This is a genomic window from Anaerotignum sp. MSJ-24 (genome assembly GCF_018918145.1).
In the GTDB taxonomy this organism is placed as follows: domain Bacteria; phylum Bacillota; class Clostridia; order Lachnospirales; family Anaerotignaceae; genus Metalachnospira.
Window position 1 is genome coordinate 114,813 of the sequence record NZ_JAHLPX010000003.1, and the last position, 16,110, is coordinate 130,922.

Annotated in this window: 18 protein-coding genes and 1 other annotated feature (1 of these 19 cut by a window edge); of the genes, 14 read left to right on the forward strand and 4 right to left on the reverse strand. The window is 38.6% G+C overall.

Annotated elements, in window-relative coordinates:
- Positions 1-25 precede the first annotated feature (25 nt).
- The 6 genes from KQI66_RS02795 to KQI66_RS02820 all read left to right on the forward strand — a co-directional run bounded on the left by KQI66_RS02795 (position 26) and on the right by KQI66_RS02820 (position 5,334).
- Positions 26-1,300, forward strand: a complete 1,275-nt coding sequence (locus KQI66_RS02795) for a hypothetical protein (RefSeq protein WP_216427168.1) — start codon at positions 26-28, stop codon at positions 1,298-1,300.
- 569 nt (positions 1,301-1,869) lie between these two features.
- Positions 1,870-2,067, forward strand: coding sequence for a sulfur carrier protein ThiS (gene thiS, locus KQI66_RS02800; RefSeq protein ID WP_216427169.1), 198 nt, complete (start codon positions 1,870-1,872; stop codon positions 2,065-2,067).
- A 4-nt stretch (positions 2,068-2,071) separates the two neighbouring features.
- Positions 2,072-2,713 carry a sulfur carrier protein ThiS adenylyltransferase ThiF gene (gene thiF, locus KQI66_RS02805; RefSeq protein ID WP_216427170.1) on the forward strand — a complete coding sequence of 214 codons (642 nt, stop codon included), beginning with the start codon at positions 2,072-2,074 and terminating at the stop codon, positions 2,711-2,713.
- Positions 2,714-2,736: 23 nt separating this feature from the next.
- Positions 2,737-3,513 carry a thiazole synthase gene (locus KQI66_RS02810; RefSeq protein ID WP_216427171.1) on the forward strand — a complete coding sequence of 259 codons (777 nt, stop codon included), beginning with the start codon at positions 2,737-2,739 and terminating at the stop codon, positions 3,511-3,513.
- 12 nt (positions 3,514-3,525) lie between these two features.
- Positions 3,526-4,740: a 2-iminoacetate synthase ThiH gene (gene thiH / locus KQI66_RS02815; protein WP_216427172.1), complete on the forward strand. Its 1,215-nt coding sequence runs from the start codon at positions 3,526-3,528 to the stop codon at positions 4,738-4,740.
- Between the two features lie 9 nt (positions 4,741-4,749).
- Complete coding sequence (locus KQI66_RS02820; protein ID WP_216427173.1) at positions 4,750-5,334, forward strand: thiamine phosphate synthase; 585 nt, start codon at positions 4,750-4,752, stop codon at positions 5,332-5,334.
- Between the two features lie 62 nt (positions 5,335-5,396).
- Here the strand turns inward: KQI66_RS02820 and KQI66_RS11240 are convergent, their stop codons facing one another.
- The 3 genes from KQI66_RS11240 to KQI66_RS02830 are packed head-to-tail and all read right to left on the reverse strand — an operon-like array spanning position 5,397 to position 7,084.
- Positions 5,397-5,903 (reverse strand): aminotransferase class I/II-fold pyridoxal phosphate-dependent enzyme, encoded by a 507-nt coding sequence (locus KQI66_RS11240; protein ID WP_253287637.1) that lies wholly within the window; start codon positions 5,901-5,903, stop codon positions 5,397-5,399.
- A 34-nt stretch (positions 5,904-5,937) separates the two neighbouring features.
- Positions 5,938-6,456 (reverse strand): aminotransferase class I/II-fold pyridoxal phosphate-dependent enzyme, encoded by a 519-nt coding sequence (locus tag KQI66_RS11245; RefSeq protein WP_253287638.1) that lies wholly within the window; start codon positions 6,454-6,456, stop codon positions 5,938-5,940.
- A gap of 13 nt (positions 6,457-6,469) precedes the next feature.
- Entirely contained in the window at positions 6,470-7,084 is a 615-nt protein-coding gene (locus KQI66_RS02830; protein ID WP_216427174.1) for a class I SAM-dependent methyltransferase, read from the reverse strand.
- Positions 7,085-7,338: 254 nt separating this feature from the next.
- Between KQI66_RS02830 and KQI66_RS02835 the strand changes: the two genes are divergently transcribed.
- From KQI66_RS02835 to KQI66_RS02870, 8 genes are all read left to right on the forward strand, one after another.
- On the forward strand, positions 7,339-8,016 hold the full coding sequence (locus KQI66_RS02835) for a class I SAM-dependent methyltransferase (protein WP_216427175.1): 678 nt from the start codon (positions 7,339-7,341) through the stop codon (positions 8,014-8,016).
- Positions 8,017-8,046: 30 nt separating this feature from the next.
- A complete protein-coding gene (locus tag KQI66_RS02840) occupies positions 8,047-9,618 on the forward strand; it encodes an ABC transporter substrate-binding protein (RefSeq protein ID WP_216427176.1) in 1,572 nt (523 codons plus the stop codon).
- A gap of 61 nt (positions 9,619-9,679) precedes the next feature.
- Positions 9,680-10,630 carry a nickel ABC transporter permease gene (nikB, locus tag KQI66_RS02845; RefSeq protein ID WP_216427177.1) on the forward strand — a complete coding sequence of 317 codons (951 nt, stop codon included), beginning with the start codon at positions 9,680-9,682 and terminating at the stop codon, positions 10,628-10,630.
- Positions 10,627-11,463, forward strand: coding sequence for a nickel transporter permease (nikC, locus tag KQI66_RS02850; RefSeq protein ID WP_216427178.1), 837 nt, complete (start codon positions 10,627-10,629; stop codon positions 11,461-11,463). Before nikB ends, nikC begins: the two co-directional genes overlap by 4 nt.
- Before the next feature lie 2 nt (positions 11,464-11,465).
- Complete coding sequence (locus KQI66_RS02855; protein WP_216427179.1) at positions 11,466-12,425, forward strand: ABC transporter ATP-binding protein; 960 nt, start codon at positions 11,466-11,468, stop codon at positions 12,423-12,425.
- Between the two features lies 1 nt (position 12,426).
- Positions 12,427-13,194, forward strand: a complete 768-nt coding sequence (locus tag KQI66_RS02860) for an ABC transporter ATP-binding protein (protein WP_216427180.1) — start codon at positions 12,427-12,429, stop codon at positions 13,192-13,194.
- A gap of 31 nt (positions 13,195-13,225) precedes the next feature.
- Positions 13,226-13,933, forward strand: coding sequence for a LysE/ArgO family amino acid transporter (locus KQI66_RS02865; RefSeq protein WP_256441564.1), 708 nt, complete (start codon positions 13,226-13,228; stop codon positions 13,931-13,933).
- A 12-nt stretch (positions 13,934-13,945) separates the two neighbouring features.
- Positions 13,946-14,305, forward strand: a complete 360-nt coding sequence (locus KQI66_RS02870) for a hypothetical protein (protein WP_216427182.1) — start codon at positions 13,946-13,948, stop codon at positions 14,303-14,305.
- A 46-nt stretch (positions 14,306-14,351) separates the two neighbouring features.
- Here KQI66_RS02870 and KQI66_RS02875 read toward each other — a convergent pair whose 3' ends face one another.
- Positions 14,352-15,662: a sodium-dependent transporter gene (locus KQI66_RS02875; protein ID WP_216427183.1), complete on the reverse strand. Its 1,311-nt coding sequence runs from the start codon at positions 15,660-15,662 to the stop codon at positions 14,352-14,354.
- Positions 15,663-15,915: 253 nt separating this feature from the next.
- Positions 15,916-16,110: a binding site (T-box leader), on the forward strand; it runs 4 nt beyond the window's last position.

The window sequence follows — 16,110 nt, forward strand, 5'->3', positions numbered from 1 at the left end:
CAAATTTTTAAAGGGAGGAATTCATATGAATTTCAAAAAGAAAGCATTAGCAGTAACACTTGCATCAGTTATGTCATTATCGGTATGTGCACCGGCATTTGCCGCCGAAGGTGATACAAGCATTCAGGTAAACGGAGTTAAGAGTGAAACAGTAGCAAGCCTTGTAAACGGAAAAGCTTGTATTAAGGCTGACAAGGTAAACGAGGTACTTGGCATCGACGGTATTTTAAATAACGGAAAATACATAGTCGGAAACACAATTCTTGATGTTAATACAGGAGATTATCTCGGCATTCGTGACCTCGCAGAGGCTGCCGGATATATGATCGGCTGGGACAATGAAAACAAAACAGTAGTTGTTGTTGATGTTAATAAGCTCGGAAACGAAAGCTTTGATATTATCAAAAAATATGTAAATAAAACTATTGAAAATACACCGACAAGCTATAAAACAAACGGTATGTTCAATGGTAATGTTGAAGTAGTTACAGATAACACAGTTAAAGTTCCTTTTAGCGGAACAATTTCAGGTGAAACAAATGAAAGGGCTTCAAATATAAATGTAGGCCTTAAGTTAGATATGTCTGATGTTTATAATGCAAAGGATGCGGATGGCAATCCCGAAGTATCAGATGCTGAAAAAACTGTTTTAGCTGCAATTGAGGATTCAAATACAAAGGTTATTTATAATACAGAAGCAGGAAAGCTTTATCTTAAATCAACACTTTTTGAATCATTCGGTCTTTCAAAGGATGCTTGGCTTGAATTAGATTTCAACTCACTTATGGATATGACAGGCTCAAACGGCATGGATATGAATATGCTTGTTAATCTTATCAAAAACGGAGATTTTGACGGCTATGTTTTAGAGACGCTTAAAGCTATGCCTGTTGACAGTATTACAAGCTATAATGATATCAAAACAGCTTACGATATGATTTGCAAGATGCTTGGAGATTCTTCATTTAAGTATAATAACGGTGCTTATACATCAGAATTTACAACAACAGAGGACGGCATGAATATTAATTATAAATTTGTTCTCGGAGATGACGCATCTGCATTAATCGAAATGAAGGTAAGCCAGGAAGGTTATATGACAGTTGAATTAACTGCAAAGAATGACAGCAACCTTAACTCAGAAATGAAGCTTAATTTCAATGCAATGGATTTAACTAAGCTTTATATGGAATATAAAGCAAGCGTAACAGCTGCAGATACAAATCCTCTTACAGCTCCTGCCGAAGGTGAAACAGTTGTTTCATTGGAAAGTCTTTTTGCCGGTTTACTCGGAGCATAATTGAAATAATAATTTAATAATATGTTGAACTTAAACCCTGTCTGTACTATTTGTGCAGATGGGGTTTATTAATTTAAAAGTATATAGAAAAAATAACCGAAAAAGTATCGGAAAGCTATAATATTTCAAGTGAAAAAGCAAAAAGCCTTGTTGATGAGTATTTTAAATAAAGTGTAATTAACTGAAATAATTTGGCGTAATATATTGACATTTTAATATACAATATGTATACTGTATTTGTAAATTGAACAGGGGAGCTGTAAAAGGCTGAGAGGAAGCAAAGACTTCGACCCTTGGTACATGAGAATGTAACCATACCTGATTTGGATAATGCCAACGTAGGAACGTATATGATTATTACGAGAGATACTTTGGTATCTCTCTTTTTTTATACATCGGCAAAATCTTAAAGGCTCTGACCTTAAATTTATCAATTTACTACTAAACTTAATATGATCAGTTGAGAGTGAACTGAGTTCATGAAGGGGTACACCACCACGGGTGTAATTCTTTGTGAGCTCTTTTTTAGTTTTCAGAGCCGGTCATAAGTTTCGAAGGGAGGTTTTTGTATGATTACTGTAAACGGAAAGGAAATAGCTTTAGAATCACAGCTTACTGTTATGGAGTATCTTGAACAGAATAAATATCAGCTTTCGAGAGTTGCCGTTGAAATGAACGGTGATATACTGCCTAAATACAGATATTCCGAGGTTATGTTAAAGGACGGAGATCGTCTTGAGGTTGTCAGCTTTGTCGGAGGAGGTTGATAAAATGCAGAAACAATTATCTAAAGAGGAAATTTATGCCGCACTTAATGAAAGACATTCACCGGAGATACAGGCTGTTCTGTCGGCCGGAAATGTGGCAATAGCCGGCCTTGGCGGTCTTGGCTCCAATGTGGCATATTCATTGACAAGAATCGGTGTTGGGCATCTTCATCTTATTGATTTTGATGTTGTTGATGTCACAAATCTTAACCGTCAGCAGTATTTTATGGAGCATGTCGGTATGTATAAAACGGAGGCTTTAAAATCTCTGCTTATGAAAATCAATCCGTATATAGAGATAAAAACCGATTGTGTAAGGGTTACGGAGGAAAATATAAAAGAGCTGTTCTGCGATAATGATATAGTCTGCGAGGCATTTGATAATCCGGATGCAAAGGCACTTTTAGTAAACGGAATAATGGAATATTTTCCGGAGAAAAAGCTTGTTTCCGCATCGGGAATGGCAGGCTTCGGCAGCAGTAACAGTATTGTGACAAGACGCATCACAAAGAACTTTTATTTATGTGGCGACAGAGTTACCGCACCGAGCTACGGAAACGGACTTATGGCTCCGAGAGTTGCGGTCTGTGCGGCACATGAGGCAAATATGATTACTCGTCTTATCCTCGGTGAAGAGGAAGTTTGATTATTTAGAGAGAGGGCATTGATATGAATTTAAATGATGATAAATTTGTTTTGGGCGGACATGAGTTTACTTCACGTTTTATTCTCGGTTCGGGAAAATTTTCACTTGAGCTTGTAAAGGCTTGTATAGAAAAAGCAGGAGCACAGATAATTACACTTGCACTCAGACGTGCCAACGAAGGCGGAGTTGCAAACATTCTTGATTATATTCCTAAGGATATAGTTCTTCTTCCAAATACATCAGGAGCGAGAAACGCAGACGAGGCTGTTCGTATAGCAAGACTTTCGAGAGAGCTTGGCTGTGGAAACTTTGTTAAAATCGAGGTTGTGCATGATTCAAAATACCTTCTTCCCGATAACTATGAAACAATAAAGGCAACCGAAATACTTGCAAAGGAAGGATTTGTTGTAATGCCTTATATGTATCCGGATCTTAATGCCGCAAGAGATCTTGCAAATGCCGGAGCGGCATGTATAATGCCTCTCGGCTCACCTATCGGCTCAAATAAAGGACTCTGCACAAAGGACTTTATCCAGATACTTATAGACGAAATAGACCTTCCTATTATTGTAGATGCCGGAATTGGCCGTCCTTCACAGGCTTGTGAGGCTATGGAAATGGGTGCAGCCGCAGTTATGGCAAACACAGCCGTTGCGACAGCCGGAGATATTCCTCTTATGGCAGAGGCGTTCAAAAAAGCAATAGAAGCCGGAAGAAGTGCTTATCTTTCAGGTCTTGGTCGTACAATTGAAAGAGGAGCAAGTGCATCTTCACCTTTAACGGGATTTTTAGAGGACTAAGGAGGCACTGAAATGAATAATAACCATGTAAACGAAAGTATTTTAAGCGAGGAAATACTTGAGGATCAGAAGAAAAACAGAATTGATCATATGACATACCTTCCCGGAATGGAAGTCCTTAAGTCCGATACAATGGACAAGGTTATAGAAGCCATGAATGCTTATGACTATGATAAATACACAGAGGCAGATGTACGCCGTGCATTACTGCATGACAACCGTACACCGGAGGACTTCGGAGCACTTCTTTCTCCTGCGGCACTTCCGCTTTTGGAGGAAATAGCACAGGCGGCACAGAAGGAAACAAAAAAGCATTTCGGTAACAGCATATATATGTTTACACCGATATATATAGCAAACTACTGTGAGAACTATTGTATTTACTGCGGCTTTAATTGTCATAACAAAATAAACAGAGCTATGCTCAATGATGAAGAAATTGATAAGGAAATGGCGGCTATCGCAAAAACAGGCCTTCAGGAAATACTTATACTTACAGGCGAAAGCCGAGTTAAATCAGATGTTCAGTACATAGGAAATGCCTGTAAAATAGCAAGAAAGTATTTCAAAGTAATCGGACTTGAAATATATCCTGTAAATTCTGATGAATATGCTTATCTCCATGAATGCGGTGCGGATTATGTAACGGTATTCCAGGAAACATATAATTCGGATAAGTATGAAACACTCCATCTTGCCGGACATAAAAGAATATTCCCTTATCGCCTTAATGCACAGGAAAGAGCACTTAAGGGCGGCATGAGAGGCGTTGGATTTGCGGCACTTCTCGGTCTTGACGATTTCCGTAAGGACGCTTTTGCAACTGGCTACCATGCTTATCTTCTTCAGAGAAAATATCCTCATGCGGAAATAGCTTTCTCATGTCCGAGATTAAGACCTATCATAAATAACGACCGTATCAACCCTATGGACGTACATGAAAAACAGCTTTTGCAGGTTGTCTGTGCGTATCGTCTGTTTATGCCCTTTGCAAGCATAACGGTATCTACAAGAGAATGCGAGCGAGTTCGTGATAACCTTGTAAATATTGCGGCAACAAAAATATCAGCAGGAGTAAGCACAGGAATAGGCAGTCATGTTGAGGACATAGAGGATAAGGGCGACGATCAGTTTGAAATATCCGACGGACGTTCCGTTGATGAGGTTTATAATGCACTTGTCGATAACGGTTTACAGCCGGTAATGAGCGACTATATTTATGTATAAAGAATTGTAATGGGTGAGCTTATGAGCCTTAATCATAATGATGTTATTGCAGTGACAAACAGAAGCCTTTGCGAAAGACCGTTTTTGGAGCAGATAGAACGTGTATGCCGATTCAAGCCTAAGGCACTGATACTGCGTGAAAAGGATTTGCCGGAGAACGAGTATGAAAGGATTGCAAAACAGGTTATGGAAATATGCGGTAGATATGATTTGCTTTGTATATTGCATTCGTTTCCACAGACAGCGGTTAAGCTTAATTGCAAGGCGATTCATCTGCCATTGACGGTACTAAAAAAATCTGTTGATATGCTTGACAATTTTGATATTGTCGGAACTTCGGTTCATTCCGTTGAAGATGCACTTGAGGCACAAAGGCTCGGTGCTGATTATGTTACGGCAGGGCATATATATGAAACCGACTGCAAGAAAGGACTTCCTCCGAGAGGTTTGGAGTTTTTAAAAAATGTATGTGATTCGGTTGATATTCCGGTTTATGGCATAGGCGGAATAAAAATCAATGAAGAGCAGATAGAAGAAGTAAAAAAATGCGGTGCATCTGGTGGCTGTATAATGTCCGGAATGATGCGACTGTAAATAAAGGCTATTAATTCAAACAGGCTTTGCTGTATATCGGCAAAGCCTGTTTAACATATATTCTATAAAATTTCTTGTAATACCTTTATTAAAGCTGTATTTTCATCATGCAAACGAATGGCTATACGGCAGTATTCTGAGCCTAATCCGTAAAATTTAGAACAGTCCCTTACTTTTATGCCTTTTTCGATAAGCCTCTGACAAATGTTTTTATACTCTGTTTTTAAAAGCAGAAAGTTTCCGTATGACGGATATACCTTAACAGGGAGTTTCTGCAATTCCGAAAGCAGATATTTGCGTTCTTCTGAAATTAGGCTGTAAGTATTCTGCATATATGAGCAGTCCAAAAGTGCACATATTCCGGCAAGCTGTGCCGGTGTGGAAACCGCAAAGTCCTGACCGTATAACTTCATATCGGAAAGTAACTTAGAATTTCCGGAAATACAAAAACCGAGCCGGAATCCGGCTAAGGAATAGGTTTTTGTAAATGCGTCTATTACAATAATTTTATTGTTTTTAGAGGCAATAGCCTTAATAGTGTATTTTTCCCAATCCGGAATAAATTCCATAAAGCATTCGTCCGTAACAAGAAATATATTTTTATCACAGCACAGCTTTATGATTTTTTTTCAAAAGCTGTGGTTCAACAAGCTGTCCTGTCGGATTATTGGGGTTGCATAAAAACAGTATATCGCAGTCCGATTGAACGACGGATAATATTCCTTCGTCCAATATAAAATTATTTTCCGCTTTTGTCATATAGTGCTGTACTTCACAGCCGACAAGCTCCAAAGCACGATTATATTCCTCAAAGGTAGGTTCTATTATAACAGCGTGCTTTGGTTTTAATGCAAATACCAGACGATACAGCAAATCGTCGGCCCCGTTTCCGCATAAAATTGTGTCTGCATTGACATTATATTTTTCCGCAAGACATGAGGACAGATATTTGCAGTAAGGATCTGGATATACTCCTGTGATGTCTGCCGGATTTGAAAGCTGTTGCTTTACTGTGCCGGGAATTCCGAGCGGATTTATATTGACGGAAAAATCAAGACAGCTTTCATCTGAATTTTCGGTTATTGTCTGCCATGAAGACGGCAGTTTTATTTTAGATTTCATTGGCTTTAATCTTTTATTTCTTTTTTGCAAAAATGCAAAGCCAGTGCTTTTCGGTATTGATATAGCATTTTATTTTATAAAATCCTGCTTTTTCCAAAGCGCTGTGGAGCTGATCCTCGTTATATACGCTCATGCCTTCGATTATGTTTACCCATTTTTCGTCGGATTTGTTTTCACCGTCACTGCCGTTACATACCATAAATATGCCACCGTGCTTCAATACTCGGTTTACCTCAGTAAAACATTCCTCCAGCCCCGGCCAGAAATAAATTGTTTCAAATGCGGATACGCAGTCAAAAGTATTATCCGAAAAAGGCATTTCCGCAACATTTCCACGGAGTATTTCGCAACGGTTCCTTTTGATTGCCCATTTGTTTTTCTTTGATGATTCGTCAACGCTTACTTCCGAATAATCAAGACCTGTTATATGGCTGTTTTTGCTTTTTCTTAACCAGGTTGCTATGTTTTTGCCGCCTCCGCAACCGATATCAAGAATGTTAAGATTATCTCTCATGGAAAGCTTAGAAAATCCCCAGGTCGCTATGGGGCTGTGGCAGACATTCATAAGTCTAACCATTATTGTTCCGCCAAATCCGACCGGTTTGCGAGTGTTTTGATAAAATCCCATATGTTTTTACCTCCGTTAGAATTAATATTTTCATATTAACATATCATGTCAACAGCCACAACTGAAAATTTGCAAATTAAAATTATGTTGACATGAAAATGCTTTTATGTTAATATGTACAAAGAATGACAGTCAAGAAGGCTGCAAATGTACCATTTTATTTATTAGTGTATTATAAACCATGAAGGTTATTGTATATTTTTATACCCTCATGGTTTTTTTATTTGCAATTTTAAAGATGAAAGGGGATTTTTATGGAAAACAGTGTTGAAAAGGTAATCGGCGATTTTTGGGATAACTACTCATCTGAGTTTGATGGTGAACATGATACAGAAAACATAGATGTATGGAAAAAATATCTTGAGGAGATTTTGGGAGCTGATAAAAACAAGGTGGTACTCGACATGGGTGCGGGAACAGGCTTCCTTGCAAATATGACAGCAGAGCTTGGATATACATCAATAGGTGTTGATATTTCAAGAAAAATGCTTGAATATGCAGTTGATCATGCTGATAAGAAAAAGGTATCGGCTGCTTATATGTACGGTAGCATACTTGATCTTCCTTTTATGGACAACACAGCGGATTATGTTATAAACGCAAGAGTTTTATGGACTCTTGTTGAGCCGGATAAGGCTATAAAGGAATGGGCGAGAGTAATTAAGCCCGGCGGAAGCATCTTCTGCTTTAATCGAATGAAAGAAGACGAAGGAATTACGGTATACAAAAAAGATTTCTATGACAACAAAGAGGTAGACGATAAGCTTGTTGTGCAGGGTGCAAAAATGGACGAGCTTAAAAACTTAATGGAACGAAACGGACTTGTCAACGTAAGAATTGAACAGCTTCCTGATACATATAAGGATGAAGCCTTAAAGGATATGGACTGGTATCAGCCTTGGTTTGTTCTTGCGGCAGATAAACCATTATAATAGTGTTTTTTTAATTAAAAGGAGGATATTATGAAATTAAAGAAATATGTAGGCTTTATGCTTGCGGCAGTGCTTTGCGTATCTGCTCTTGCAGGTTGTTCAAGCTCATCAAAAAAAGAAACTGAGACAACTACAACAGAAACAGATGGAAAAACACTTAGAATTGCTTTCCCTGATATGGTAACAACAACTGACCCGGCTAATGTAAGCTCGGCAACAATGCTTAAAGAGGTTGCCGGAGTATGTGAAACGCTTGTTTATGCTGACTCTGACTTTAAACTCCAGCCTATGCTTGCGACAGAATGGGAACAGACAGGCGATACTACATGGGAGTTCAAGCTCAGAGATGACGTTACCTTCCATGACGGAACAAAATTCAATGCTGATGCGGTAAAATGGTGTCTTGAAAGAGAACGTGACGAAAACTCAGCCTTCAAAGGCTCAACATTTATTGATTCGGTTGATGTTGTTGATGAATATACAATCAGAATAAATACAACACAGCCGACAACTGAGCTTCCTGCCGCACTTTCATATGTAGGCACAACAATAGTTGCACCGACCTCGGTTGATGAAAACGGCGATTTTGTTAAAGCAATAGGCACAGGATATTTTATGCAGACTGATTTTGATGTATCAAGCGGAAAATTTGTATGTGAGAAATACGATGGCTATTGGGGCGATGTAAATACATCGGTTACTTCGAGAGTTATAATCTGTATGAAGGATTCAAGTGCGAGAAGCCTTGCTCTCCAGAACGGAGAGGTTGACATTGTTTCGGATATTCCGTTCAGTGACCTTGAAACACTTGCAAACTCAGAAAATATAAAGGTTTCTAAATTTAATACGGCAAGAACATATTTATATGAATACAACATGAATAAACCTGTTTTTCAGGACGAAAAGGTTAGAAAAGCGCTTATTTATGCAATAAATAAAGAAGAAATAGTAAACGATGTTCTTCTTGGAGTCGGCGGAGTTCCCGAAGGTATGCTTATGAACGATATTCCTTGGGCAAACACAGATGTGGATACTTATGACTATGATCCCGATAAGGCTGTTGAACTTTTGGCAGAGGCAGGCTATACTGATACAGACGGTGACGGTTATCTTGATAAGGACGGCGAAAAGCTTTCACTCAGAATAATAACATTCACAAAAAGACCCGGCTGTCAGCTTATTGTACAGGCAACACAGGGTTATTTTGCAAACATAGGAATTGATACATCTGTTGAGGTTATGGAATGGACAGCTATGGCGGAGGATGTTGCTTCCGGAAATTATGATATGGTGCTTAATTCGGTTGCATCATGCTATATGCCTTCACCGACATATTATCTTAACACGGTTTATGTAAACAGCGACAACGGTTATCATAACGATAAGGTTGATGAGCTTGTTGCCGAAAGCCTTGCGGTAAGCGATATGGATCAGAAATATGAGCTTTCCAAAGAAGCACAGGCTGTTGCACAGGAAGATGCCGGAATATATACGGTTGCACTTTACGGTGCGGTATTCGGATTAAGTGACAGAGTTACTAATTTTGATTACAATGCGGCGGCACATGATTTCATTGTTCCTTACAACACTGATTTAGCATAAGTTATTTAAGATATACTCCGCATATTGTTATGCGGAGTATATGTTATAAGAGGAAAATCAAATGACAAAATATCTTATCAGACGAATATTAATGGTTGTCGGCGTCCTCTGGATGGTGTCAACTCTTACATATTTTACGGTACACGTTACACCGGGAGATACTGCAACGGCGGTATTATATGAGCTTTACGGTGAAGATGCGGTAAATACAGAAAATCTCGAAAGAGTAAGGGAAAAATATGACCTTAACGAGTCTGTTTTTAAACAGTATGCAGAATGGGTTAAAAATGCCTTTACGGGAAATTTCGGAACAAGCTACCGTTATAATAAACCTGTCAGCTATATGATTGGCTTAAGACTGCCGAATACGCTTAAGCTTGGTATTACAGCATTCATTTTTTCGGTTTTAATAGCCATACCGTTGGGCGTTATTAGTGCCTTGCAACATAATAAGCTATTCGACCATATAAGTAGAATTTTTGTACTCATCACATCTTCATTCCCGGCGTTCTGGGTTGCAATAGTGCTAATTATTGTTTGCGCACTTAAGCTCAAGCTGTTTCCTGTAAGCGGAATGGACAGTCCTCAAAGTATAGTCCTTCCGGCACTTACTTTGTCATTGGGTATGATTGCTACAACGACAAGAATGATGAGAGCATCAATGCTTGATGTTATGAGTCAGGATTATATATGGGTTGCAAAGGCTAAGGGACTTACAAGAAACAAAATAATTGTCAGACATATATTAAGAAATGCGATACCGCCCATTATTTCTGTTCTCGGTCTTCAGATTGGACATATACTCGGCGGTGCTGTCGTAATAGAAAATATTTTTTCATGGCCGGGTGTAGGCGGTCTGTTCATAGATGCCATAAATGCAAAGGATATGCCTATGATAGAAGGCTGTGTTCTTGTTATTGCATTTGGATATGCGGCTATTAATCTTGTTGTGGATATAATATATGCGGCAATCAATCCTGAAATCAGATATTCGGGGGAGGCTAAAAAATGAAAAGAGTAAACAGAAAAAACATAATACTTTATGTAGGTATTGTTTTAACGGCTATACTTGTTGCTGTTGCTATTTTAGCCCCGTATATCATGCCTTATGATCCGACAAAGATGGAGATTTCGCAAAAGTTTATAAAGCCATGTGCAGCACATATATTGGGAACAGATCATCTTGGAAGAGATATTTTAAGCCGTATTATTCTTGGCTCAAGAATTTCACTTATGACATCGGTAACGGCGATATTTATAAGTGCATTCATAGGTACTATGTTAGGCATTATTTCCGGATATTTAGGCGGTGCTGTTGATACGATTATAATGCGTATCGTTGATGTTATGCTTGCCTTTCCTGCTATTGTTTTTGCACTTGCGTTATCAACATTTTTAGGCAAGGGACAGACAAATCTTCTTATCGCCATATGCTGTGTTCAGTGGACACGATATGCCAGAGTTGCCAGAGGAGAAACGATTATGTTTAGAGACTCCGAATATATTCAGGCAGCAAGGGCAATAGGTAACTCGAAAACACAGATAATAAAAAATTATGTATTTCCGGCTGTTATATCAAAGATAGTTATACTTATATCACTTGATATAGGTACTATAATATTGTATTGTGCATCGTTAAGCTTTCTTGGACTCGGAGCCCAGCCACCGTCACCGGACTGGGGCGTTATGATAAGCGAAGGCAAGGAATATATGCAGTATGCTCCGTGGGTTGCGATTGCTCCCGGTATTGCCATAGCTTTTTCGGCACTTGCTTTTAATATGCTTGGCGACGGCCTCAGAGATTTACTTGACCCGAGAATGAAAGAAACTGTAAGGACGGAATAATTATGAAATTACTTGAAGTTAAAAATCTTAATGTAAGCTTTATGGTTGAAGATGAAAAGGTTCATGTTTTAAATGACGTTTCATTAGATATAAGTGAAAATGAAGTACTGGCCGTAATAGGTGAAACCGGCTGTGGAAAAAGTGTTACAGGAAGCAGTATTTTAAGAATACTTCCGGAAAATGCAAATATTAGCGGTGAAATATATTACAACGGAGAAAATATTCTTGAAATGCCTGAAGAAAAGTACAGACTTATGAGAGGAAAAGAGATAGCCTCTGTTCCTCAGAGTCCGTCAACCTCACTTGATCCGCTTATGAAGGTCGGTGATCAGGTTGCAGAATGTATAACGGTAGGAAACAGGATAAACGGAAAAGAAAAAGCAACACTTAAGGGTGTTGTAAACGGAATTTTTTCAAAGCTTAAGTTGCCGAGAGAAAATGAAATGTATGATAACTATCCCTGTGAGCTTTCCGGCGGTATGCGACAGAGAATTCTGCTTTCTATGGGGATAATAACAAGTCCTAATCTTCTTGTTGTTGATGAGCCTACAAAAGCAATCGACTGGGTGCTTAGAAAGGACATTGTTAAGGAGCTTAAAGCGCTTAAGGATGAAATGAAATGTGCCATGCTTTTTATAACTCACGATTTGGGTGCGGCAAGCATTATTGCCGACAGAATTGCGGTTATGTACAGCGGAGAGATAGTGGAAACAGGTCCGGCCGATGAGGTACTGAATAATCCAAAGCATCCTTACACAAAGGGCTTGATTTCAGCTATGCCGTCAAGAGGGCTGAATGTAATGGAAGGGTATATGCCGTCATTTACGGATACATTTGATACTTGCCGATTTTTTCCGAGATGTACGGAAAAAACGCATATGTGTGATACGCAGATACCAAAGTCTTTCAGCATAAACGAGCATCATACGGTTAAATGTAATATGTATTGCGGAGGTAACTGATATGCTTTTAGAGATAAATAACCTTTGTAAGGATTATTCGACAGGCTTTCTCGGAAACAGAAAGATCCATGCAGTGGATGATGTAAGTTTATGTATAAATGAAGGAGAAATGTTCGGACTTATCGGCGAGAGTGGCTGTGGAAAAAGTACATTAACCAAAATGATACTTGGACTTATAAAGCCGACAGACGGAAGTATAAAATACAACGGCGAGGAAATAAGCAATTTAGGCGAAAAGCAATGGCTGCCGTTAAGAAAGGAAATACAGGCGGTTTTCCAGCATCCTCAGATGACCTTTAATCCAAAGAAAAATCTGTATTATTCCTGTGCTGAGCCGTTAAGGCTTTTTGATATGTGTGATAAATCCAGTGAGGAATATCTTGTAAGAGAAATGACCGAATGTGTCGGAATATCCTTTGACCAGCTTAAAAAATTTCCGCATGAAATAAGCGGTGGACAGGCACAGCGAATATCCATAGCAAGAGCATTGTCGCTCAATCCAAGACTGCTTATATGTGATGAGCCAACAAGTATGCTTGATGTTTCGGTTCAGGCACAGATATTAAGACTGCTTATGCAGGCGAATAAGGAACAAAATGTTGCAATGCTTTTTATTTCCCATGATCTGGAGGTCGTTCATGCCGTATGCACAAGGGTTGCGGTAATGAAAGAAGGTAAAATAATAGAAACCGGAACAGTTGATGAGGTTTTTGAAAATCCTAAAGAAGAGTATACGAAAAAGCTCCTTAATGCAAGAATAGAAATATAAAATTAAGGAACATAAAGTTATGATTAAATATATGATACAGGGCTTTTTGGGGGCTTGCGTATGTTGCACCGATAAGAACACAAAATATATTTGTTATAAATACCGCGCTTTCTCAATCGAGGAGACGCGTATTTTTTATGTCGGCAATAGTTGCGTTTTTGATGTAGCACTATCGGTTGCCTGTTTTTATGGAATGGGTGCGATAATGAGTTCATCAATATGGCTTGAGCTGGCACTTATTTTTGTTGGCTCGATTGTAGTTATTATTATGGGAACAAAAATTTTGAAGTCAAGTGATAATACAGAACTTAATGCCAATGTTGAGATACCGATAAAGAAAGTTATAGCAACAAACTGTGTTGTAACATGGTTCAATCCGCAGGCGATAATAGACGGTTCAATGCTTCTGGGTGCGTCCAAAGCCGCGATACCGGCAGAATACGGAACGGCGTTTATAATAAGCTGTGCGGCAGCATCGGCATTCTGGTGGTTTTTTATGCCAAGTGTTGTTTATCATTTTAAATCTAAATTTTCGAATAAGGTTCTGCGTATTATATCGATTGTGTGCGGAATTTTTATAGTTGTATATGGCTGTAAGCTGTTTGTAAGCGGAATACAGCTTGTCAGAAGTACTTGGCTTATTTTAAATAAATTCTTAATTTTATCTGAAGTATATATACATATGATTACAAATACTATACAATTATATTGGAACAAAATAGTACAAATGCCGATATAAGAGGTGATATGTATGCTTTGGATAATTGTTATTGAAGCTTGCCTTGTTGCTCTGAATCTGATACTTGAGCTTATTTCAACGGAGAAAAGAAAGCTTTCCGGTCTTAAAAAGCTGATTAATATAGCTTTTGTTATGACTATTGTTGTAGCAGGAAGATATTATCTGTATTCAGCCGGAGCGGAGGCTTTGTTCAGGCTTTTGAAGGCAGAGATATTGGTTTCATCAATGAACTTTTATGCAACGGATTTTGTTAAGGCTGTAAAAGACAGAAACAATAGTAAGTTGATGAGGAAAACATTGTTCAAGGCTCTGGCAAACCATATAGTATTTACTGTACTGTTTTTGTTGGTTATATATTTTGAAAATAAGTAAAAATTAAGCGTCTGTGTGATTGATTTCATACAGACGCTTTTGTGCTTTATCCTATTCCTTTGAATATGATACCAAGTATGAATACGACTACTGTAAGTGGAACATATACATATTTAGCCAAAGGCCTGAACCAGCCCGGTATCGGCTTACTTCTGCCTTCGTTAAGTTCTGCCTCAATGTTTTTGTATCCGAAAATATAGTAAATCGAGAATGCTCCGAAAACAGCACCGAAAGGAACGACTATAATAGTTATGAAGTCCATCCAGTTTCCGACCGATGATTCTCCTTCAAGGAACACACCTACTCCAAAGCAGATTAAACTGCAAATAAGAACGGCGGCTTTTCTGCCTAAACCGAATTTCTGCTGAATACTTTCGATAACGGCCTCAAACATATTCATAAGCGATGTTATTCCGGCAAAACATACGGAAAGGAAAAATATAACCGCAAATGCACGACCCATAGGCATCTGCTGGAATATATGGGGCATTGTTATGAACATAAGAGAAGGTCCTCTGTCAGGTTCGATACCGAAGGCAAATACAGCTGGCATAATAACAAGTGCTGAAAGAATAGCAGCTACTGTATCAAAAAATGCTGTTCTTAATGAGGATGAAAGAATATCTTCTTTTTTGTCGAGATATGAGCCGTAAACAATCATGCCGCTTCCCGTTATGGAAAGTGAGAAGAATGCCTGTCCCATTGCCATAATCCATACGTTTACATCCTTAAGATTTTCCCATCTGGGAACAAAAAGAAATTTGTAGCCCTCTAATGAACCGTTGAGGAAAAATACTCTTACGGCGAGCACAGCAAAAAGAATGAAGAATAAAGGCATCATAACCTTATTTGCTTTTTCGATAATCAAAGCCGAACCTGTAAGAAGAAGTACAGTTGTTATGGCAACAACACCGAAATGCCAGGGAAGGCTTCCGAAGCTGACTGTTGCCTTTGCAAAGTATTCGCCGGCATCTGCTGTGAGAATAGTTCCGCTTAATGAACCGAACAGCGATCTTAAAACCCAGCCGATTATTATTGAGTATCCAATTGCGATACCGAGAGAGCCGGCAAGAGGAATCCAGCCGAGCTTTCCGCCGAGTTTACTCTTGTCTTTCCAACAAAGCTCATAAGAACCGAGAGTACCTGTTTTTGCGCGTCTTCCGATTGCAAATTCAGCCGAAAGACCGGTGATACCGAATAAAACCACGAACAGGATATAAGGAACAAGAAAGGCACTGCCGCCATATTGTCCAAGTCTGTAAGGGAACATCCAAATGTTTCCAAGACCTACCGCCGAGCCTACACAGGCAAGTATAAACCCGAATGAATTTGAAAAACTTCCATTTTTGTGTTGCATAATACACCCCTCATAATTAAATTTAACCATTTATTTTCTGATGTATACTATTATAGTATAATTTATACAAGTTTTCAATATTTAGCACAGAAAAGCGTTAAAATAATTAAATATTTACTGAAAAAATTAACATATAAAATGAGTATGTTTCAAATTGTACTTGTAAAAATGCACTAATAAGCTGTTTTTGATAAAATAAAAAATAAAATTAAAAATTGTTGACAAGGTTGTTTGGTGTGATATAATGAACTTGTTTAAAGCATTGATGAGAAGAGTAAAGGGTGCTGTGTGCTTAAAGAGAGCGGACGATGGTGGAAGTTCCGTAGACATTCCCCTTGAAAACTAACTCGGAGTGGCTCCAATCAAGCCCGTTGATTACGTTATAATCTTTAAATTAAGTGGTTTTATGGCAATTAGGGTGGAACCGCGGGAGAATTACTCTCGTCCC